At 72.2% G+C, this 21,993-nt stretch carries 15 protein-coding genes and 1 tRNA gene; 14 read left to right on the forward strand and 2 right to left on the reverse strand.

All coding sequences use genetic code 11. The annotated features are described in order from the left end of the window. The first annotated feature begins 41 nt into the window (after positions 1-41). The 5 genes from DCI01S_RS01710 (at position 42) to DCI01S_RS01730 (ending at position 8,171) form a co-directional block, all read left to right on the forward strand. Positions 42-2,999, forward strand: coding sequence for a DEAD/DEAH box helicase (locus DCI01S_RS01710; protein WP_061227693.1), 2,958 nt, complete (start codon positions 42-44; stop codon positions 2,997-2,999). Next, positions 2,996-3,748, forward strand: a complete 753-nt coding sequence (locus DCI01S_RS01715) for a hypothetical protein (protein WP_061227654.1) — start codon at positions 2,996-2,998, stop codon at positions 3,746-3,748. The genes DCI01S_RS01710 and DCI01S_RS01715 overlap by 4 nt, the downstream gene beginning before the upstream one ends. 49 nt (positions 3,749-3,797) lie before the next feature. After that, positions 3,798-4,985 carry a metallophosphoesterase family protein gene (locus tag DCI01S_RS01720; RefSeq protein WP_061227655.1) on the forward strand — a complete coding sequence of 396 codons (1,188 nt, stop codon included), beginning with the start codon at positions 3,798-3,800 and terminating at the stop codon, positions 4,983-4,985. Further along, complete coding sequence (locus DCI01S_RS01725; protein ID WP_061227656.1) at positions 4,982-7,615, forward strand: AAA family ATPase; 2,634 nt, start codon at positions 4,982-4,984, stop codon at positions 7,613-7,615. Before DCI01S_RS01720 ends, DCI01S_RS01725 begins: the two co-directional genes overlap by 4 nt. A 76-nt stretch (positions 7,616-7,691) precedes the next feature. Then, positions 7,692-8,171: a MarR family winged helix-turn-helix transcriptional regulator gene (locus tag DCI01S_RS01730; protein WP_063935426.1), complete on the forward strand. Its 480-nt coding sequence runs from the start codon at positions 7,692-7,694 to the stop codon at positions 8,169-8,171. Between the two features lie 148 nt (positions 8,172-8,319). Here the strand turns inward: DCI01S_RS01730 and DCI01S_RS01735 are convergent. Then, positions 8,320-8,392 (reverse strand) — tRNA-Arg (locus DCI01S_RS01735). Positions 8,393-8,579: 187 nt separating this feature from the next. Here DCI01S_RS01735 and argS point away from each other — a divergent pair. The 5 genes from argS to thrB are packed head-to-tail and all read left to right on the forward strand — an operon-like array spanning position 8,580 to position 15,034. Beyond that, positions 8,580-10,232 carry an arginine--tRNA ligase gene (gene argS, locus DCI01S_RS01740; RefSeq protein WP_061227658.1) on the forward strand — a complete coding sequence of 551 codons (1,653 nt, stop codon included), beginning with the start codon at positions 8,580-8,582 and terminating at the stop codon, positions 10,230-10,232. Next, a complete protein-coding gene (gene lysA / locus DCI01S_RS01745) occupies positions 10,229-11,647 on the forward strand; it encodes a diaminopimelate decarboxylase (RefSeq protein WP_061227659.1) in 1,419 nt (472 codons plus the stop codon). The genes argS and lysA overlap by 4 nt, the downstream gene beginning before the upstream one ends. Continuing rightward, positions 11,644-12,996, forward strand: coding sequence for a homoserine dehydrogenase (locus tag DCI01S_RS01750; RefSeq protein ID WP_061227660.1), 1,353 nt, complete (start codon positions 11,644-11,646; stop codon positions 12,994-12,996). The genes lysA and DCI01S_RS01750 overlap by 4 nt, the downstream gene beginning before the upstream one ends. Then, entirely contained in the window at positions 12,993-14,075 is a 1,083-nt protein-coding gene (gene thrC, locus DCI01S_RS01755) for a threonine synthase (RefSeq protein ID WP_061227661.1), read from the forward strand. The genes DCI01S_RS01750 and thrC overlap by 4 nt, the downstream gene beginning before the upstream one ends. Further along, complete coding sequence (gene thrB, locus DCI01S_RS01760; RefSeq protein WP_061227662.1) at positions 14,072-15,034, forward strand: homoserine kinase; 963 nt, start codon at positions 14,072-14,074, stop codon at positions 15,032-15,034. Before thrC ends, thrB begins: the two co-directional genes overlap by 4 nt. A gap of 6 nt (positions 15,035-15,040) precedes the next feature. Here thrB and DCI01S_RS01765 read toward each other — a convergent pair whose 3' ends face one another. Further along, the gene (locus DCI01S_RS01765; protein WP_232303098.1) at positions 15,041-16,693 is read right to left on the reverse strand and encodes a long-chain-fatty-acid--CoA ligase; all 1,653 of its coding nucleotides are present in this window, start codon (positions 16,691-16,693) and stop codon (positions 15,041-15,043) included. Between the two features lie 432 nt (positions 16,694-17,125). On the opposite strand from DCI01S_RS01765, the gene rho reads away from it, so the two are divergent. Genes rho through DCI01S_RS01785 form a run of 4 tightly spaced genes read left to right on the forward strand, consistent with a single transcriptional unit; the run spans position 17,126 to position 21,990 of the window. Next, complete coding sequence (gene rho, locus DCI01S_RS01770; RefSeq protein WP_082767588.1) at positions 17,126-19,267, forward strand: transcription termination factor Rho; 2,142 nt, start codon at positions 17,126-17,128, stop codon at positions 19,265-19,267. Then, positions 19,264-20,349: a peptide chain release factor 1 gene (gene prfA / locus DCI01S_RS01775; protein WP_061227663.1), complete on the forward strand. Its 1,086-nt coding sequence runs from the start codon at positions 19,264-19,266 to the stop codon at positions 20,347-20,349. Before rho ends, prfA begins: the two co-directional genes overlap by 4 nt. Positions 20,350-20,371: 22 nt before the next feature. After that, positions 20,372-21,340, forward strand: coding sequence for a peptide chain release factor N(5)-glutamine methyltransferase (gene prmC / locus DCI01S_RS01780; protein ID WP_061227664.1), 969 nt, complete (start codon positions 20,372-20,374; stop codon positions 21,338-21,340). Continuing rightward, complete coding sequence (locus tag DCI01S_RS01785; RefSeq protein WP_061227665.1) at positions 21,337-21,990, forward strand: L-threonylcarbamoyladenylate synthase; 654 nt, start codon at positions 21,337-21,339, stop codon at positions 21,988-21,990. The genes prmC and DCI01S_RS01785 overlap by 4 nt, the downstream gene beginning before the upstream one ends. Positions 21,991-21,993 lie beyond the last annotated feature (3 nt).

Raw genomic sequence — 21,993 nt, forward strand, 5'->3', positions numbered from 1 at the left:
GCGCCCGGAGCCGTGTCGGACCGGCGTGCTTACATGTGGGCGTGACCCCGACGCCAGCCCCCCGCCTCCACGCCGTGTGGCAGTCAGGGGTCATCGGCCTGTGGTGCGAGACGGGCCTGCGCCGGCCCGGTTCGATTGCCCCCGCGTCGTCGGTGACCGCGGTCGGGAGGGCCGGGGCCCCGCGGGACGTAGTGGAGTTGCTCGGCGGGTTCTCGCTCACCCACCGGATCGCGGTGCGGGTGCCCCTCGAGGGTCGGGTCCGTCCGGCGACCGTCCCGGGGATCCGCGTCTCGGTGGCCACGGCGGTGGACCTGTGCGGGATGACGGACGTCGCCGAACACTGGGTCGGCCCGGGGCTACGGGCGCTCGCGGCGCTCTCCGCCGGTGTGGCGGCCTTCGTCCGCGCCGGCCACGTCGTTCCGACGATGTCGCGGTCGGACGGCGCGTGGAACGCCTCGTGGGCGCTCGCGGCCTCGCCCGTCGTGTCGGCGTGGGCCGCGGAGAGTCTGAGCCGGTGCCACGGTCTGGTGTCGGACCGCGAGGATCTCGACCGGCTGCTCGCGGCGCTGGCGGATCAGCACGCCCGGATGGCCCTCGCGCCGCTGGCCGCCGACCGGCGCAGCGTGCTGGGCTCGGCCCTGATCGTCGGTGGAGAGGTGACCTCGGGTGGCCACGCGCTGGCCGAGGCGATCGGGGAGTTCGGACGCGCGGCGGCGGCGAGAGACGTCGAGGTGGTCTTCCGCGTGGTGGAGCCGTCCGGGGAGGCGGACGTCGACGGTGACGGCGTCGGTGATGCCGACCGGGACGGAGTCGGTGATGCCGGGCGGGGCGCCGAGCCCGGGGCGGGCGTCCACGGGGACGAGAGGACCGGTGGTGCCGTCGACGCGGAGGTTCTGTGGCGGCTGGAGGTCTTGGTGCGCACGGGCACGGACACCTTGCGCCCGTTCTCCGACCTGCCGGACACGACCGCGGTCGGCGACGCCGTCCGCGATGTCGTCGACCGCGCGGTGCGCTGCTGGCCGCCACTGGGACGCGCCGTACCGGCGCTCGACGGCCAGGACCTCCTCCTCCCCACCGAGCTGGTGGTGCAGCTCGTCGACGAGGGGGTCGAGGCGCTGCGCGGGCGGGGCGTCGAGGTGCTCCTGCCACGGGCGTGGACCAGGGTGCGGACCGCCGTGCGCGTCACCGTCGCGGAACCCGGCACGGAGAACGTCGACTCCGGTCGCCGCCTGGGGCTGGACCAGCTGGCGGACGTCAACTGGGAGATGGTGGTCGACGACGTCCCCCTCGACGCCACCGAGGTCCGGATGCTCCTGGACGCCGCCTCGGACCTCGTCAAGCTCCGCGGTCAGTGGGTCCGTGCGGATCCGGGGGCGCTCCGGCGCGCGGCCCGCTTCCTCGCGGCCAGGCGTGGCGGGCGGGTCACCGCACCGGCTCTCGCCGCCGCGATGATGTCCGAGGAGGCGGAGGGCGTCGAGATCGAGGCGCCCACGACCCTCGACTGGATCCCCTCGTCGTCGTCGATGCCCGTCGACCTCCCGGCGTGGTTCGTCGCCACCCTCCGTCCCTACCAGCTCGAGGGCGTGCGCTGGCTGACGTCGCTCGCCCGCGCGGGTGTCGGCGCCGTCCTGGCCGACGACATGGGGCTCGGCAAGACCATGCAGGTTCTCGCTCTCACCGCCTCCGAGCACGCCCTGGGCGTGCTCGGCCCCACCCTCGTGGTGGCGCCTCTCACCCTGGTCGCCACCTGGGCGCGCGAGGCAGCGACCTTCGCCCCGGAGCTGACGGTGCGCGTCCACCACGGCCCCTCACGTGAGCGGGGCGACGACGCGGCCGGGCGGCTCGGTGCCGCCGACCTCGTCCTCACGTCGTATGGCACCGCTTCGCGTGACGCCGAGCTCCTCGCCGCGGTGCCGTGGCGCCGACTCGTCGCCGACGAGGCCCAGACCATCAAGAACCCCTCCACCTCGGTCGCCCGCGCGATCGTCTCGATCCCGGCGGAGCACCGTATCGCCCTTACGGGCACGCCGGTCGAGAACCGGCTGGACGAGCTGCGGGCGGTACTCGACTTCGCCAACCCGGGTCTGCTCGGGTCGGCGAGCACGTTCCGCGCGCGTTTCGCGGTGCCCATCGAATCGCACCGCGACGAGGCCGCGGCCTCGCGGCTGCGGGCCCTGGCCGCGCCGTTCGTGCTGCGTCGCCTCAAATCGGATCCCAGGGTGGTCGCCGACCTGCCGGACAAGCTGCACATCCGGGTCGACGCGCCACTGACCCGCGAGCAGGCGACCCTGTACCAGGCGGTCGTCGAGGACATGATGGAGCAGGTCAAGGAGTCGGAGGGGACCGCGCGCAAAGGCGCGATCCTCGCCGGGCTCACCGCGCTCAAGCAGGTGTGCAACCACCCCGCCCACTACCTCGGGGACGGGTCCGCGCTCCTGCGCGGCGGCCGCCATCGCTCAGGAAAGCTCGCCGCCCTCGATGAGGTCCTCACGGAGATCCTGGACGCGGGCGAGAAGGTCCTCCTGTTCACGCAGTACCGCGCGTTCGGGGACCTCATCCTGCCCCTGCTCGAGCGACGGGCGGCCAGCTCGGTGCCGTTCCTCCACGGTGGCGTCACGGCGGCCGGTCGGGCGCAGATGGTCGAGGAGTTCCAGAGCGCGCAGGGACCGCCGGTGATGCTGGCGTCGCTGCGCGCGGGCGGGACGGGTCTGACGCTGACGGAGGCCAATCACGTCGTGCACCTGGACCGGTGGTGGAACCCGGCGGTGGAGAACCAGGCGACCGACCGTGTGCACCGGATCGGTCAGACGCGGCGGGTCCAGGTCCGCACTCTCGTCGCGCCCGGGACGGTCGAGGACCGCATCGACGAACTGCTCGAGGCCAAGCGGGACCTCGCCGAGCTGACGTTGGGCCCGCTCGCGGGCGCGCTGACCGAGCTCGCCGACGCCGATCTCGCCGCGCTGGTGGAGCTCACCGACGAGGGGCGGGACGAGGAATGAACGGCGGCAAGGGCATCCGCGCGAGGGCGCGCGCGGGCGCGTTCGGCGGGCACATGTGGAGCCGGCGGTGGACGAGCGACCTCGAATCCGGGGTCACCCGCGGCGAGGCGTACCTCGCGCGGAAGGCCGCGCGCGCCGACAGGGTGCTCTCGCTGGAGCACGCGGGCCGGTCCGTGCGCTGCGACGTCGACGGCAGCCGACCCGAGCCGTTCACCGTCGAGTTCACCTTCGCCCCCCTCGACTCCGCGGACTCGGACGCGCTCCGCACCGCCCTGAGACGCGAGGAGGGCGGTGTGCTCGGAGCGCTCGCGGGGAACTTCTCCGACACCGTCGGGTTCCTCCTCCTCCCGGCGGTCCACGGCGACACCGCCTACTCCTGCCGGTGCCCCGTCCAGCCCGGGCCGTGCCTGCACGTATTGGCGGCCGCGTACATCATGGTCGAGTGGTGGGACGCCAGGCCGGACGTCATGTTCGCGCTGCGGGGCCTGAGCGCCGAGCACCTCGGCGCCGTTCTGAGGGGAGGTGACGACGACGAGGTGTCCGTCGACGTCGAGGAGGCGCTGTGGGGGACCGAGCCGGTCCTGCCGACGGTGCCGTCCCCGGAGCCGGCCGGACTCGAGGACCTCCTGGACGCGCCCGTGACCCGCAGACTGGCCGCCGCGACGACCAACGACCCCCTCGAGCAGCTGCGGGTCGTGGCCGATCTGGAGGACTTCCTCGACGCGTTCGGCAGGGACCGACCGCGGTGAGCGGGCCCGCGTCGGCCGTCGTGTCGGACCGGCGTCCTACGATGCGGCCATGACCACCCCACGGGACGGCGAGACGATCCGATTCCTGCATTCCGCCGACTGGCAGCTCGGCATGACGCGGCGATTCCTCGGAGACGAGTCGCAGGCCGTCTACACCGCCGACCGGCTGGCCGCCGTGGAGGCGCTCGGCACGCTTGCGGCCGAACACGGGGCGCAGTTCATCGTGGTGGCCGGCGACGCCTTCGAGGACAACGCGGTGCCGCGCTCGGTCGTCCTGCGCGCGGTCGAGGCCTTGGCGGCGTTCCCGGTGCCGGTGCTGGTGCTTCCCGGCAACCACGATCCGCTGGACGTGTCGTCGGTGTTCCGGTGCAGGGACTTCGCGCCGGCGGTCGAGGGCGGCGGCGTCGTCGTGCTCGACGGCACCGGACCGGTCGAGGTCGTGCCCGGCGTCGAGGTCGTGGGCGTCCCGTGGACGTCCAAGCGGCCGGATCCCTCCCGACTGCCGGCGTTGCTGGACTCCCTGGAGCCGACGGACGGTCTGCGTGTCCTGGTCGCCCACGGGGGGACGGACGAGATCTACGGAGGTCACTCGCCGTCGGTGGAGGCGATCGCGGTCGCCTCCCTGGAGGAGGCCATCGGGTCGGGTCGGCTGGACTACGTCGCGCTCGGCGACCGGCATTCGGTGACCAGGGTGGGCTCCGGTGAACGGATCTGGTTCTCGGGCAGCCCCGAGACCACCGACTTCGACGATGTGGAGACCGACTCGGGCCACGCCCTGCTCGTCGAACTCTCCCGGGCCGCGACCTCGTCGCAGCGGGGCGCCTGCACGGTCACGCCGCTGCGGACGGGACGATGGTCGTTCCACGCGGTCGACGCCCGGATCGACACGGACGCCGATCTCGACGCCCTGGCGGAGCGGATCGAGGCGATGGACGACAAGCCGCGGACGGTGCTCAAACTCGGACTCACGGGCACGGTCGGGGTCGCTCTCCGGGCGCGGATCGACGACCTGCTGGAGACGTGGGACGCGCTGTTCGCCGCCGCCTATCTGAGACAGTCCCGGACCCATCTGGTCGTCCGGGCCGAGGACACGGACTTCACGGACCTGGTCGACGGGTACGCGGGCCGCGCGGTCGCGGATCTCGTCGCAATGGCCGGGTCCGGCGGGGCCGAGGCCGAGGACGCGGGCCACGCCCTCAGTCTGCTGTACCGACTCGTGGACGGAGGAACGCGATGATCCTGCACCGACTCATGCTCGAGGACTTCCGAGGGGTGGTCCGCGAGGAGGTCGAACTGGAACCGCGCGGCGTCCTGGTGATCGAGGGGCCGAACGAATCGGGCAAGACCAGCCTCATGGACGCCCTGGAGATGCTCCTCGAGCACAAAGCGTCGTCCGGCCGCGCGGAGATCAAGGCCGCGAGCCCCGTGGGCAGGGACGTGCCGGTGGTGGTGGAGGCCGAGTTCACGGTCGACGGGCAGCGGATGCGGTACCGCAAGGAGTTCGTCCGCGGAAAGCGGACGTCACTCGAGTTCCCGGGTTCCACGCGCCCGGCGCTGAGCGGTGACGACGCCCACGACCACGTCCGCGACCTGCTGGACCGCCAGGTGGACCGGTCGCTGTGGAAGGCTCTGCGGATCGCGCAGGACGAACCACTGGGTCAGGTGGACGCGGCCAAGGGGATGGGCTCTCTGCGCCGCGCCCTGGACGCCGCCGCGGGCGGAGAGGACCCCACGGGTGACGACTCGCTGATGGACCGCGTCGCGGAGGAGCGCAACCGCTACCTGACGGCCCGCCGCGGCGAGCCGACCGGCGAGCTCGCGCGTTCGGAGACGCGGCTCGCCGAGGCCCGCGCCGCCCTGTCCGAGGCGCGGGCACGCCACGCCGAGCTCGACGCCGCGGTAACCGATCACGAGGCTCAGGCGTCCGTCCACCGGGCGCGGCAGGAGTCGCTGACCACGCTGCGCGCGGAGGTCGACAGGCTGGAGGCCGCCGGCCGCGTGGTGGACGAGCTGCGCCGTGCCCGTGCGGCCGCCGACGCCGAACTCGACCGCGCCGTGGCCGCGCACGACGCCGCGTCCGGCGCGCTGCGGGAGCGGCGGGCACTCATCGCGAGGGCCGAGGACGAGCAACGCCGGCACGACGACCTGTCTGCGGCCACGGCAGTGGCCGCAGAGCGGATGGCGCCGGCGCAGGCCCGGGCCGACCGCGCCCGCGCCGAACTGGAGGCAGCCGAGGAACGCGTGTCCCGTGCCCGGGCTCGACTCGACGCCGTCCGGGCGGAGGAGGAACGGGCGCGGAGGCGTGCTGATCTGGAGGGGATCGAGCGCCTGCTGCGGACGCTGGAGACGCTCGGCGAGGAGTTGCGGGGCAAGGAGGCCGACCTGGCCGCGATCGCGGTTCCCGACGGCGCCGTCGAAGCCTGTCGCCGTGCCGAGGACGCGCTCCGGCAGGCCGTCGCCCGGAGTGCGGCCAGCGCGCCCAGGGTGGAGATCGCCGGTGAGGGCGACGTCCGCGTGGCGGGGGAGAGCCTCGATGCGGGGACGGGGTGGACCCGCGACATCGTCGAGGAGACGGTCTTCGAGGTGGGCACGGTCTCCCTCACGGTCGTCCCCGCGGGCGACACGGAGGCGGTCAGGCGGGAGGAGAACGCCGCCCGCGCCGAACGTGACCGGCTCCTCGCCGACCTCGGCGTCGACTCCGTCGAGGAGGCGGATCTGCGTGCACGACGCGCCGAGGGCCTCCGGGCCGAGGTCGCCGCGTTGAGGCGTCGGCGGGCGGACCTGCTCGGCGCCGACACCCCGCAGGATCTCGAGGACCGGCGCGCCGACCTGCGGGCCCTGCTGGCAGACGCGCCGGAACCGGCGGCCGAGGAGGAAGGCGGGCCGGCGGCACCCGACGCCGACGGGGCCGGGGACCCGGCGGAGGAGACCGCGAACGCGGAACAGGCGCTCGCACGATGCCGGGCCGACGACCGCGCCGCGGATGTCGAGGCCGCGACCCTCAGGACCGAGCACGCGACCAAGGCGGCGTTGGCCGCCGAGGCCGCCGGACGGCTCGGCGAGTGCAGAGACGCGCTCAGCGCCGCGAGGGAGGCGGTCTCCGACCGGGACCTGGAGGAGGCTGAGGCGGAGACACGCGAGCACGCACAGTCGGCGCGGGATAAGGCGCAGCAGGCCAGGGCCGCGCTCGAGGACGCGCTCGCCGATGCACCGCCGGACCTGCTCGAGAACGCGCGGGCCTCACTCGCCACACTCGCGGCGGAGGAACGCGACTCCGCCGCGGCGGTGGCCACGGCGCTCGGTCGGGTCAACGCGATCGGCGACCAGGGACGGCTCGAGGCGGTCGCCACTGCGGAGCGCGAGCTGAACGCGGCGGAGCGGGAGAACGCCGCCCTCTGGCGTCGGGCCCGCGCGGCGGACCTACTCCACCGAACGCTCGTCGCCCGGCGCTCCGAGGCGTTGCTCGCCTATCAGGAGCCGTTCCACCGTGCGGTCGTCGAACTGGGGTCGCTCGTCTACGGGCGGGACTTCGACGTCCGGCTCGGTGAGGACCTGACGATCCTGTCCCGGCGGATCGGAGATGTCACAGTGGATTACGAGTCACTGTCCGGTGGAGCGCGGGAGCAGTTGGCGGTGATCGTCCGGATCGCGTGTGCGCGTCTCGTCGGGGACGACGGCGTCCCGGTGTTCCTCGACGACACCATGGGTTACACCGACCCGACACGCAGGCTCACCATGGGAGCGGTCATCGCCGCGGCCGCGGCGACCTCACAGGTGATCGTGCTCACGTGCGACCGGGCGCGCTTCGCCGGCATCGGTGGGGCCCGGACGCACGTGATGCAGCGATCGGGTGCGTCCAACGGGTGAACGCGGACTGATCGAGTGCGGGTGGCGGGGTAGAGCCTGGACACTCGGCGAAGGAACGTCGTGCTGTAATAGTCACATGAGTCAAACACGCTGGTTGAGCGACGATGAGCAGCGCATGTGGCGGCGGTACCGCGACGCCAATCAACTGCTCGAGCTCGCGATGGAACGGCAACTCCAGCGTGACGCCTCGATGTCCCAGTCCGACTACTCGGTACTCGTGAGCCTCAGCGAGGGCAGCGAGCAGGGTTTGCGTGCTCGTGAACTCGGCGCAGCGCTGGGCTGGGACCGCAGCCGGGTCTCCCACCAGGTCCGTCGGATGGAGGGGCGCGGCCTGGTCTCCAAGGGCGAGTGCCCCGAGGACGGTCGCGGCACCGTCGTCACCCTGACCGAGGCCGGCGCCCAGGCGATCGCCGCCGTGGCCCCCAAGCACGTGGAGAAGGTCCGCGAGTTGTTCATCGACGAGCTCACGCCCGACGAGGTCGGAATCCTCACCGACATCTTCGAAAGGGTCGTGCAGCGCGTCGGGAAGGTAGACGGCATCACCTTGCCGCGGTGACGCCACGGTGACGCCGCGGCAGGGGGCTCATCAGGTGCGCCGCCCACCGGCCCGGCGATTGCCGCGTTGCTCCCGGCGCCCGCCCCGGATAAGTGACAAGCCCTCTCCCTGTCCTGCGTCTGTGCAGGCGGGAGAGGGCTTTCCGTCGTGCCCCCGAAGGGAATCGAACCCCTGACCTTTGGTACCGGAAACCAACGCTCTATCCCCTGAGCTACGAGGGCGGGATACCGACCCGCATGGGCCGGAGGCTGTCTCGTGGACCCGCGTGGCGGATCCGGTCGAACAGCGAGACTGATCGTAGCACCGGGCCCGGGCGGACACCGCATCGGGTGTCCTCCGGCCGGGCGACCGGCGTGCCCACGGGCTCCGATTCCCGGCTCGACGTGCCGACATCTAGGATGGGCAGACGTGACTCCCGCCGACCTCGCCGCCGTCATCCGCGCCGCCCTCATCGCCGTTCTCACCGAGCGCGGCGCCGACACGTCGGTCGTTCCGGAGACGGTGACCGTCGAGCGGCCCCGCAACCCCGAACACGGCGACTACGCGACCAATGTCGCGCTGCAGCTGGCCAAGAAGATCGGGTCCGCACCGCGGGACCTCGCACAGGCGCTCGCGGACGCGTTGGCGCAGGATCCGGGCATCGCATCGGCGGAGATCGCCGGTCCCGGTTTCCTCAACATCCGGCTCGACTCCGGTGCGCAGGGCTCGCTCGTCGCCACCGTGCTCGAGAAGGGGGAGCGGTACGGCTACGGCGACGCGATGGCCGGCCGACGGGTCAATCTCGAGTTCGTCTCCGCGAACCCCACCGGCCCCATCCACCTGGGCGGCACCCGGTGGGCGGCCGTCGGTGACGCGCTCGGCCGCGTCCTGGAGGCCTCCGGAGCCGAGGTCACCCGCGAGTACTACTTCAACGACCACGGTGCCCAGATCGACCGGTTCAGCCGCTCGCTGGCCGCTGCTGCGCGTGGGGAGGAGACCCCGGAGGACGGGTACGCCGGGGCCTACATCCAGGACATCGCCGCGCAGGTGATGACCGCGCATCCGGGTGTCCTCGACATGCCGGAGGACGAGGCGCTGGAGACCTTCCGCGCGGCCGGGGTCGACCTGATGTTCTCCCACATCAAGAACTCGCTCGCCGAGTTCGGCACCGTCTTTGACGTCTATACCCATGAGAACTCCATGTTCACCTCGGGCGCCGTTGACCGGGCGATCGAGACGCTCAAGGGCAACGGCAACCTGTACGAGTCCGAGGGCGCGTGGTGGCTGCGTTCCACCGCGTTCGGGGACGACAAGGACCGTGTCGTCCTCAAGTCCGACGGCGACGCCGCCTACATCGCCGGCGACATCGCCTACTTCCTCGACAAGCGCGAGCGTGGATTCGACCTGTGCATCTACATGCTGGGCGCCGACCATCACGGGTACATCGCACGACTCAAGGCGGCCGCCGCGGCGTTGGGCGACGACCCGGCGACGATCGAGGTGCTCATCGGCCAGATGGTCAACCTCGTGCGCGACGGCGAACCGGTGAAGATGAGCAAGCGGGCGGGCACGGTCATCACGCTCGACGACCTCGTGGACGCGATCGGTGTCGACGCCGCGCGCTACGCGCTGATCCGCTCCTCGGTCGACCAGACCATGGACATCGACCTGAAGCTGTGGACGTCGGCGACCAACGACAATCCCGTCTTCTACGTTCAGTACGCGCACGCCCGTCTGTGTTCGCTCGCGCGTAACGCGGCCGACCTCGGGGTCACCACGGAGGGCGCGGACCTGGCACTGCTGGTCGAGGACCGCGAGGGCGCCCTCATCCGCACCATCGGCGAGTTCCCCCGGGTCGTCGCCAGCGCCGCGGACCTGCGCGAGCCGCACCGCGTCGCGAGGTACCTCGAGGAACTGGCCGGCGCTTACCACCGCTTCTACGACACCTGCCGGGTCCTGCCGATGGGCGACGAGGAGCCCGGGCCCCTGCACGAGGCCCGGCTCGCGCTGAGCTCGGCGACCCGGCAGACGCTGGCCAACGGCCTCCGCCTCATCGGCGTCACCGCCCCGGAGAGAATGTGAGCGCGCATCCCGCGGGCACCCGACACGAGGTCCCGCACGCCCCCGGTATCGCCGAGCGGCCCGCCGACGCCGACGACCTCATGGCGCTGGCCCCGTCGGTCTGGCCGCGGGGCGCACGTCGACGCGACGACGGCGTCGTCGAGATCGCCGGCGTGCCGGTGACCGACCTGGCCGCCGAGTTCGGCACGCCGCTGTTCGTGATCGACGAGGACGACTTCCGGTCGCGCTGCCGCGAGATGGCCGACGCGTTCGGGGGAGCGGATCGCGTGCACTACGCGTCCAAGGCGTTCCTCACCACCGAGACGGCCCGATGGGTCGCCGAGGAGGGACTCAGTCTCGACGTCGCATCGGGGGGCGAGCTGGCCATCGCCCTGCGGGCGGGCTTCCCGCCGGAGCGGATCACCGTGCACGGCAACAACAAGTCGGCCGACGAGCTGCGGTACGCCGTGCGCAGCGGCGTCGCCCACGTGGTGATCGACGCGATGTCGGAGATTGAGCTGCTGGACAGGATCGCCCGCGAGGAGGGGGTGGTCCAGGACGTGTTCATCCGCGTCACCGTCGGCGTCGAGGCCCACACCCACGAGTTCATCGCCACCGCGCACGAGGACCAGAAGTTCGGTTTCTCTCTCGCCGGCGGCGCGGCGATGGAGGCGGTCCGCGCCGTCTTCGCCGCGTCGCACATCCGGCTCACCGGCCTGCACAGCCACATCGGTTCGCAGATCTTCGACATCGACGGCTTCGAGCTCGCGGCCCGCCGGGTCATCGGACTCCTGCGCGACATCGTCGACGAGTTCGGCACGGAACGCACCGCTCAGCTCGATCACCTCGACCTCGGCGGAGGACTGGGGATCAGCTACGTCCCCTCGGACGATCCGCCTCCTGTGGCCAGGCTCGCCGCCTCCCTCCGCGAGATCGTCGAGGGCTTCGCGCGTGACGCGCGGCTGACCCCTCCGACCCTGGTCGTCGAGCCCGGCCGCGCCATCGCCGGTCCCGGGACGGTCACCGTGTACGAGGTCGGTGTGGTCAAGGACGTCGACCTCGCCGGGGGCGAGCAGAGGCGGTACATCAGCGTCGACGGCGGCATGAGCGACAACATCCGCACGGCCCTCTACGACGCCGTCTACGACGCCCGGCTCGTGGGTCGTGCCTCGGGTGCCGAACCGGTCGTGTCCCGGCTCGTGGGCAAACACTGCGAGAGCGGTGACGTGGTGGTCCGCGACCTGTGGATGCCGGAGGACGCCGGCCCCGGCGACCTGGTGGCCGTCGCGGCCACCGGCGCGTACTGCTACTCCATGTCGAGCCGCTACAACCTGATCGGGCGTCCCGCGGTGGTCGCGGTGCGCGACGGGCGGGCACGACTGATGCTGCGCCGTGAGACCCTGGACGATCTGACGAGCCTGGAGGTGGGACAGTGAGCGACGTAACCGCGTCGGGCGTGCGACCCGTGGGAGTGGCGGTGCTCGGAATGGGCACCGTCGGATCCGAGGTCATCCGCTACATGACCGAGAACGCCGAGGCGCTGGCCGCCCGCATCGGGGCGCCCCTGGTCCTGCGCGGCGTCGCCGTCCGTGACCTGACCAAGGACCGCGGACTGGACCCGGATCTGCTCACCGCGGACCCGGCCTCGCTCGTCTCGCGCGAGGACGTCGACATCGTCGTCGAGCTTATGGGCGGCATCGACCTCCCACGTCCCCTCCTGCTCGAGGCGCTGCGTCACGGCAAGGCCGTGGTGACCGCGAACAAGGCGCTGCTCGCCGAGTACACCGACGAGCTGGCCGAGGCCGCGGACTCGACGCACACCGACCTGTACTTCGAGGCGGCCGTCGCCGGCGCGATCCCCGTCATCGGGCCGCTGCGTCGGTCGATGGCCGGCGACCAGGTCGAGCGCGTGGTGGGCATCGTCAACGGAACCACCAACTACATCCTGTCGGAGATGGGTTCGACCGGCGCGGACTACTCGGAGACGCTCGCCGAGGCCTCACGACTGGGTTACGCCGAGGCAGACCCGACGGCGGACGTCGAGGGCTACGATGCCGCGGCCAAGGCGGCCATCCTCGCCTCGATCGCCTTCCACAGCCGCGTGACCGCCGGGGACGTCTACCGCGAGGGAATCTCGCGCATCTCGCCCGACGATTTCGAGTCCGCGCGTGACATGGACTGCACCATCAAGTTGCTGGCGATCTGCGAGAAGCTGCGTCAGAGCGACGGCTCCGAGGCGGTCTCGGCGCGCGTGTACCCGGCTCTGCTGCCGAACAGCCACCCGCTTGCGGCGGTCAACGGCGCGTTCAACGCGGTCGTGGTGGAGGCCCAGGCGGCTGGTCGCCTCATGTTCTACGGTCAGGGCGCGGGTGGCGCGCCCACGGCCTCCGCCGTACTCGGAGATATGGTCGCGGCCGCGCGCAACAAGGCCGGCGCGGGTCGCGCGCCCGGCGAGTCGACGTACGCCGCCCTGCCCGTGGCGAACATGGACGAGATCTCGACCAGGTACCACGTGCGCATGCGCGTCGCGGACAAGCCGGGTGTGCTCGCACAGGTGGCCACGGAGTTCTCCACTCACGGGGTCTCGATCGCCCAGGTCCGTCAGACCGAGGTCGAGGTGCCCGACGCCGAGGCGGAGGACGTCGAGCCGACCGCCGAGATCACCGTCCTGACCCACCTGGCCACCGAGCGCGCACTGGCGGACACCGTCGCCGCGTTGTCGGACCAGGACGCGGTCACCGCCATCACCAGCGTCATCCGTCTCGAGGGAGTGGACACCGAATGAGTAACACCCACCAGCCTGTGCACCGCCGGTGGCCCGGCCTCATCGAGGCCTACCGGGATCGCCTGCCGATCGGGTCCGACTGGGAGCCGGTGACGCTGTACGAGGGCGGCACCCCGCTCATCCACGCCACCCATCTGTCCGCGGTGACCGGGTGCGAGGTGTACCTCAAGGTGGAGGGCCTCAACCCGACCGGCTCGTTCAAGGACCGCGGCATGACCATGGCGGTCACGGACGCGAAGGCGCGGGGCCAGAAGGCGGTGCTGTGCGCGTCGACGGGCAACACGTCGGCGTCCGCGGCGGCGTACGCCACCCGTGCCGGCATGGGCTGCGCGGTGCTCATCCCGCAGGGCAAGATCGCCGCCGGCAAGCTCGCCCAGGCGGTCATGCACGGCGCGACGATCATCCAGGTCGACGGCAACTTCGACGACTGCCTGGAACTGGCACGCAAGACCACCGCCACCTACGCGGAGATCGGGCTCGTCAACTCCGTGAACCCGGTGCGTATCGAGGGGCAGAAAACCGCGGCGTTCGAGATCGTCGACGTCCTCGGCCGGGCGCCCGACCTGCACTTCCTGCCCGTCGGCAACGCGGGCAACATCACCGCGTACTGGAAGGGCTACACCGAGTACAACGCCGACGGCGTCATCTCGTCCCGGCCGCGGATGATGGGTGTGCAGGCCGCGGGTGCGGCACCGCTCGTCGACGGCGCGCCGGTCAAGGATCCGGAGACCATCGCCACCGCCATCCGGATCGGCGCCCCGGCGTCGTGGGACGGGGCCGTGGCGGCGCGGGATGAGTCCGGCGGGACGTTCCGCAAGCGCACGGATGAGCAGATCCTCGAGGCGTACCGCACGGTCGCCGGCAAGGACGGCGTCTACGTCGAGCCCGCCTCGGCCGCGTCGGTGGCGGGCCTGCTCGACGCGCACGCGAACGGCGAGCTCGAGGCCGGGCAGACCATCGTGTGCACGGTGACCGGTAACGGTCTCAAGGACCCGGACACGGCGCTGCTGGGCATGCCCGAGGTCGAGCCCGTGCCGGTGGACCCCTCCGCGGTGGCCGGCGCTCTCGGTCTGCAGTGAGCGCCGTGGACGGTTCCGGCCCGGAGGTCTTCGGCAGTTCAGGCGGGCGCATCCTGCCCGTCGGCCGGACGGTGACGATCGAGGTCCCCGCCTCGAGCGCGAACCTCGGGCCAGGGTTCGACGCGCTCGGTGTCGCGCTCGGCCTGTACGACACCATTACGGTGACCGTCATCGCCTCGGGTCTCGAGCTCGAGGTCTCGGGGGAGGGCGCCGGCAAGGTGCCGGAGGACGCCTCGCACCTGGTGGCCAAGGCCGTCGAGGCGGGTCTCCGGGCGGGCGGAGTCGGAGCGCCGGGCGTCCGGATCTCGTGCTCCAACTCCATCCCGCACTCGCGCGGTCTCGGATCGTCGGCCTCGGCCGCGGTCGGGGGACTGGTGGCGGCGAACGGACTGATGGACGGTGCGCTGTCCACCGACCATCTCGTGCAGCTGGCGAGTGAGTTCGAGGGTCACCCGGACAACGCCGCCGCGAGTGTCCTGGGCGGCGTCGTGGTCTCGTGGACCGAGCGGTCGTCCGACGGCGTCCACTACCGGGCCGTGCGCATGGAGGTCGACCCGTCGATCGTGGCGACCGTGCTGGTGCCGTCGGAGACGTCCTCGACCGCCCAGACCCGGGGCCTGCTGCCGGCGACCGTCCCACACGAGGACGCGGCGTTCAACGCGAGCCGCGCTGCGCTCATGTCGGTCGCCCTGGCCTCCCACCCCGAGCACCTGCTGGCCGCGACGGAGGACCGGCTGCACCAGTCGTACCGCGCGCCGGCCCTGGTCGGCACCACCGAGTGGGTCACCCGGCTCCGCGAGCGCGGGCTGGCCGCGACGGTTTCCGGTGCGGGCCCGACCGTGTTGGTGCTCGGCACCGGCGCGCTCCCCTCGGATCTGCGGGAACTGGCCGAGCGGCAGGGGTGGACGGTCCGGGACCTGGAGATCGCGGACGGCGCCCGCGTCGTGGCGGCCGGCTGACCGGCGTCAGCGCGGCGCGATCGTCGTGACCTGGTATTCGCCCGCGGCGTGGCGGGCGCGGATCCGGATCTTGTCGAACTTCCCGACGGTGGTCTGGGGGATGTTGTCGACGAACGCCCAGTGATCGGGGCGTTTCCACGGCTCGACGAGCCCGTCGAGCCCGTCCCACAGCGAGCGGGCGGTCGCGGTGGCGCCGGCCTTGAGACGCACCAGCACGAGGGGCCGGTTTCCCCAGCGCTCGTCGGGCACGCCGACGACGGCGACCTCCGCGACCCGGTCGTCGCGCAGCACCGCGTGCTCGAGTTCGACGGTGGAGATCAGCTCGCCGCCGGAGGCGATGATGTCGTCGACCCGGTCGACCACGTCGAGGTAGCCCCTCGACGAGATGGTGCCCACGTCGCCGGTGCGGAGCCATCCGTCGACGAACCGGTCGGACGCCTCGTCCCCGAGGTATCCGGCGGTGACCCACGGTCCGCGGATCTGGAGTTCGCCGGCGGACCACCCGTCGTTCGGCTGGACTCGGTCGCCGTCTACGAGGCGCGCCTCGACGCCGGCGGGGAACCTGCCCTGGCCGAGCATCTGTGCGCGTCGGTAGGTGGCCGACGAGTGCGGGTCCGGGCGCGCGAACGCGGCGATCGGGCTGGATTCGGTGAGGCCGTAGGCCTGCATGATCGTGACGCCGTGGCGCTTGACGAACGCGTCGAACAGCGCCTCGGGCACGGGGGAGCCGCCGACGAGGACCTCGCTGAGGTGGCCGACCTGCTGGGGGTTCGTCTCGAGGCGCTGGAGGAGTCGTTGGAGGGTGGCGGGTGTGGTCGCCATCTTGTTGGGTCGGTAGGTGGCGAGAAGTCCGGCGACGTCTGCGCCGGTGCTCATGACCTTCCCCGGGCGCGGCCTGGCGGTGATGATGCCCGCGCCGGACATGAACGCCGCGTAGGGGAGTCCCCACGCCATGACGTGGTACATGGGGATGGTGGTCAGGACGGTGTCGCCGCTGCGTAGCGCCGCGCTCTCGGCCATGCACATCTGCATGGAGTGGAGCCAGATGGACCGGTGGGTGTAGGCGACGCCCTTGGAGGCGCCTGTGGTGCCCGAGGTGTAGGCGATGGCCGCCGCGGAGCGTTCGTCGAGTTCGGGCCACGGGTAGGTGGTGGGTTGCCCGTCGAGGAGGGCCTCGAGGGCGTGGACCTCGGCGCGCATGTCGCCGGGGGCGGAGGGGACGGCGGCGTCGACGACGACGAGGTGGCGCAGTGTCTCGACCTGTGCGGCCACGGCGTACGCCGAGGGGAGCAGTTCGGGATCGACCACGACGACCTCGACCCGGTTGTCCCTCAGGACGGAGAGGATGAAGTCCTCCGAACGGTGGATGTTCACGGGGAATGCGACGGCGCCCATGGCGGGCAGCGCGAACATGAGCTCGACGACCTCCGTGCGGGCGCCGGAGAGAATGCCCACCACGTCGCCGGGGCGCACGTCGAGGCCGGCGAGCGCGTGTGCGGTGGCGGCGGCCCGCGAGGCTACGACGTCGAAGCGGACGGGCCGTGGCTCCAGATCTCCGACGAATCCGGTGACGGTGGAACCGCCGTGTCGTTCGGCGGCGTGCTCGAGTATGCGGGAGACGAGCAACGGCGTGTCCGCCATGGTTCCGAACACGGTCACCTCCACCTCGTGCGCCCTTCGGTGTGGTGTACGTTACCGGCCCGGGAGACCGCCCCCTCGCGCCGGTCGCGACCCGCGTGAGGGGGATGTGCACGAGATCGGCATCCGGGTAGTATGCTGTACCTCAGTCACGGGCGCTCGGTCGTCCCCGCGTCCCGAGTCATCCCACTTCCATTCCCGCCGCTACAGGTCGGTACGACGTGGGTCGGTCTCGGTCGGAGCGGCCGATCGGCGAGTGACGTACAGGGATCCCCCGCATCGGGCGGTTCTCCCCTCGCGTGGATCCCCCTCAGACGAAAGATCCGTGCCCGGCCATTGTGCCGGTGCGGAAGGCCCACGTGGCCACCCCGGGACGCCGAGTCCGCTTCCCGGACACCTGCTCGATGCGAGGCGGAACACACCGCCCCGGCCCCGGGCCCAGAAAGGATCCTTGTGACCTCGACGGACACCACTTCCACCCCTCCCCAGGGTGCCGCGCTGTCGGCGATGCGACTGCCCGAGCTCAAGGCACTGGCGCAGCAGATGGGCCTCAAGGGCCTGTCGGGTAAGCGCAAGGGCGACCTCGTCGCGATGATCGAAGGCGCGCGAGGCGGCCGCCCCGCTCAGTCCGACGCACCGCGCCGTGCCGAGACCCCGCGCGAGGCAGAGACCCCGCGCCAGGCAGAGGCCCCGCGCGAGGCAGAGGCCACGAGCCGGGCCGACGCGCCGGAGCAGGCGGACGTGCCCCGCCGCGAGGAGCCGCAGGCGCCGTCCGAGTCCCCCTCGGCAGATGGAGCGGCACCGTCGACCGGCACGGGTCGCCGGGGACGCGGCAACCGCGCGGACACCGCGGGGGAGAAGGCGCGCAACGGCGGCGACGGCGGCGACTCCGCACCGGCGGGCGACGAGGGCGGCTCCCAGGGCGACGGACGGGCCCAGGGCGAGCGGTCGCGCCGCGAGGACGGCAACCGCGCTGGTCAGAGGCAGGGACGCGGGCAGCAGAACCGCGACCAGGACACCCGTGACCAGCAGGGCGGCCGCAACGACCGCGGCAACCAGGGCGGCCGGAACAGCCAGGGTGGCCGCAACGACCAGGACGGCCAGGGCAACCGGAACGGCCAGGGCAACCGGAACGACCAGGGCGGCCGGAACAACCAGGACGGCCAGGGCAACCGGAACGACCAGGGTGGCCGCAACAACCAGGACGGCCAGGGCAACCGGTCCGACCAGGGCAGCCAGGACGGCGGCGACAACGGCCCCCGTGGCGACGGCCAGAACCGCGACGACGACGGCGGGGGCCGCGGTCGCCGTGGTCGCCGCCGCCGCGAGCGCAATCGTGGCGGCAACCGCCCGGCCGAGGGTGAGACCGAGGTGCGGGAGGACGACGTCCTCCAGCCGGTCGCCGGCATCCTCGACGTCCTCGACAACTACGCGTTCGTCCGCACCTCCGGCTACCTCGCCGGCAACAACGACGTCTACGTGTCGATGAACATGATCCGTCGCTACGGGCTGCGTCGCGGTGACGCGATCACCGGCGCGGTCAAGATGCCCCGGGACGGGCAGTCCGACGGTCAGCACGACGGTCCGGGCGGTGGCCAGGGTGGCGGCCGCGGTGGCGGACAGGGCGGGAAGAACCGGGCGAAGTTCAATCCGCTCGCCCGCATCGACACGGTCAACGGCAGCCCGGCGGACCAGGCCCGCCAGCGTCCGGAGTTCTCCAAGCTCACTCCGCTGTACCCCAACCAGCGGCTGCGGCTCGAGACGGAGAAGAACATCATCTCCACCCGCGTGATCGACCTGATCATGCCGATCGGCAAGGGGCAGCGCGCCCTCATCGTGTCGCCGCCGAAGGCCGGTAAGACCACGATCCTGCAGAACATCGCCAACGCGATCGCCACGAACAACCCTGAATGCCACCTCATGGTCGTCCTCGTAGACGAGCGACCGGAGGAGGTCACCGACATGCAGAGGTCGGTCAAGGGCGAGGTCATCGCCTCGACCTTCGACCGTCCGCCGTCCGACCACACGCAGGTCGCCGAGCTCGCGATCGAGCGTGCGAAGCGGCTGGTGGAGCTGGGCCAGGACGTCGTCGTCCTCCTCGACTCGATCACGCGTCTCGGTCGCGCCTACAACAACTCGTCCCCGGCCTCGGGGCGCATCCTGTCCGGTGGTGTCGACTCGACCGCCCTATACCCGCCCAAGCGGTTCCTCGGCGCGGCACGCAACATCGAGAACGGCGGGTCCCTGACGATCATCGCGACCGCGATGGTCGAGACCGGCTCGGCCGGTGACACCGTGATCTTCGAGGAGTTCAAGGGCACCGGCAACGCCGAGCTCAAGCTGGACCGTCGGATCGCCGAGCGCCGGGTCTTCCCCGCCGTCGACGTCGGCCCCTCGGGCACCCGCAAGGAGGAGCTGCTCATGAGCCCCGAGGAGGCGGGCATCATGCACAAGCTCCGCCGGGTGCTCTCGGGTCTGGACACCCACCAGGCCATCGACCTGCTCATGTCGCAGCTGCGCAAGACCAACACCAACTACGAGTTCCTGTTGCAGGTGGCCAAGACGACGCCCACGCTGCCGCAGGACGAGGAGTGACCCAGGGCGCGGGACGGTCGCCGTCCTCGATCGACGACGTCCTGTCCGAGTACGGGGGCCTCGAGGCGCAGCTGTCCGACCCGACGTTGCACGAGGACGCGGCCGCCGCGCGCCGGGTCGGCAAGAGGTTCGCCGAGTTGACCCCGATCGTGCAGTGTCACCGCGCGCTGGTCTCAACCCGCGACGACGCCGCCGCGGCCCGCGAGCTCGCGGGGGACGACTCGTCGTTCGCCGAGGAAGCCGACCGTCTCGACGCCGAGGCCGCCGAGCTCGAGGCACGACTGGCGGATCTCCTGGCGCCCCGCGACCCGCACGACGCCGACGACGTGGTCATGGAGATCAAGTCCGGCGAGGGCGGTGAGGAGTCCGCGCTGTTCGCAGCCGACCTGGCCCGCATGTACACGCGGTACGCCGAGAAGCACGGGTGGATCGTCGAGGTCCTCGGCGTCACCGAGTCCGACCTCGGCGGCTACAAGGACGCGTCGTTCTCCATCCGCTCCCGCCAGCCGTCGCGCGACGGGGTCTGGTCGCGGCTGAAGTTCGAGGGTGGCGTGCACCGCGTTCAGCGGGTGCCCGTCACCGAGTCGCAGGGACGTGTCCACACCTCGGCCGCCGGGGTGCTGGTCTTCCCGGAGCCGGAGGACGTCGGCCCCGTGGAGATCGACGAGTCGGATCTGCGGATCGACGTCTACCGCTCGTCCGGCAAGGGCGGGCAGGGCGTCAACACCACGGACTCCGCAGTGCGCATCACCCACCTGCCCACCGGCACGGTCGTCACGTGTCAGAACGAGCGCAGTCAGTTGCAGAACAAGCAACGCGCCCTCCAGGTGCTCGCCGCGCGGCTCCAGGCCGCGGCGGAGGAGGCCGCCGGAGCGGAGGCAGCGGAGGGCCGGGCCAGCCAGGTCCGCACCGTCGACCGCTCGGAGCGCATCCGCACCTACAACTACCCGGAGAACCGCATCGCCGACCACCGGGTCGGGTTCAAGGCCCACAATCTCGACGCCGTGCTTGACGGCGACCTCGACGCGGTGCTCGACGCCCTCGCCGCCGAGGAGCGCCGTCGCCGCATGGAACAGGCCTAGCCCGTGGAAGGCTGCTGACGTCGTGGATCCCCGCCCCGCCCCGGCCGCCGAGGTGGTGCGCTCGGCCACCCGGACGCTACAGGCGGCCGGTGTCGACTCGGCACACGTCGAGGCGCAGCTCATCTGCGCCCACGTCCTCGGCATCGACCGCGGCCGACTCATGATCGCCGATGACCTCGACGCCACGGCGGTGGCCGAGGTCGAGCGCATCGTGGCCGCCCGCGCGCGGAATCGGACGCCCCTGCAGTACCTGCTGGGCCGTGCGGCCTCGGGTCGGCTCGACCTGGCCGTGGGGCCCGGCGTGTTCATCCCGCGCCCGGAGACCGAACTGCTCGTCGAGTGGACCCTCGCCGCCCTGCCCGCGCCCACGCCCGAACCCGGACCGGTGGTGGTGGACCTGTGCGCCGGCAGCGGCACGATCGCGTTGGAGATCGCCCACGCCCGGCCGGACGCCCGCGTGCACGCCGTCGAACTGCACGACGCGGCCCTCGAGTGGCTCCGCCGCAACGCGGACGAGCGGGCGGCGGCGGGGGACACGCCGGTCGAGGTCCACCACGCCGACGCCACCGCTCCCGAGACCCTCGTGCACCTGCGGGGCCGGGTCGCGGCCGTCGTGTCCAACCCGCCGTACATCCCCGTGACCGACGACCTGCCCGCCGAGGTCCTCGCGCACGAGCCGGCCACCGCGCTGTTCGGAGGAGGGGACGGCCTCGTCGTCGTCGTCCCCCTCGTCGACCTCGCCGCCGCTCTCCTCGCGCCCGGCGGACTCCTCGCCGTCGAGCACGACGACACGACCGGCGACGCGGTCGCCGCGGTGATCTCCGCTCAGGGGGGTTTCGGTACCGTGGAGCAGCACACCGACCTCGCCGGTCGGCCGCGGTTCGTCACCGCGAAGCGACTCGACGCGCGCCGCGGCGCCGTCGGCGACCACGGTGACACCCACGACGACGACGAGATCGACACGAGCGCCCGGAAGGGGACCACCAGGTGACCATCACCTACGACTGCACCGAGGACACCGGCCGCGAGGTCGGCCTCAGCTCCGCGGCCGGCGCCCTGCGCGCGGGCAGGCTGGTCGTGACCCCCACCGACACGCTCTACGGCATCGCCGCCGACGCCTTCGACCCCGACGCCGTCAACCTGCTGCTCTCGGCCAAACACCGCGGGCCCGACATGCCCGTGCCCGTGCTGGTCGGATCATGGGAGACCATCGACGGCCTCGTCGTGAGCACACCCGCCCCCGCCCGGGACCTCATCCGTGCCTTCTGGCCCGGCGGGCTGAGCCTCATCGTGCACCAGGCGCCGTCGCTGAACTGGAACCTCGGGCACACCCGCGGCACCGTCATGCTGCGCATGCCGCTGCACCCGGTGGCCATCGAACTCCTCCGGGAGGTCGGTCCGCTCGCGGTGTCCAGCGCCAACGTCTCCGGACAGCCGCCGGCGACGACCGTCGCCCAGGCGCGCGAGCAGCTCGGCGACTCCGTCGCCGTGTACCTCGACGGCGGGCCCTGCGCGATCGGGGCCCCGTCGACGATCGTCGATCTCACCGGGGCCGCGCCGCGCATCGTGCGTGAGGGTGCGGTGACCGCCGAGCGCGTCGGAGAGGTCCTCGGCATCGACCCCGCGGCCCTGCGCGGCTGAGCC

Source organism: Dietzia cinnamea NBRC 102147 (assembly GCF_001571065.1).
GTDB lineage: Bacteria > Actinomycetota > Actinomycetes > Mycobacteriales > Mycobacteriaceae > Dietzia > Dietzia cinnamea.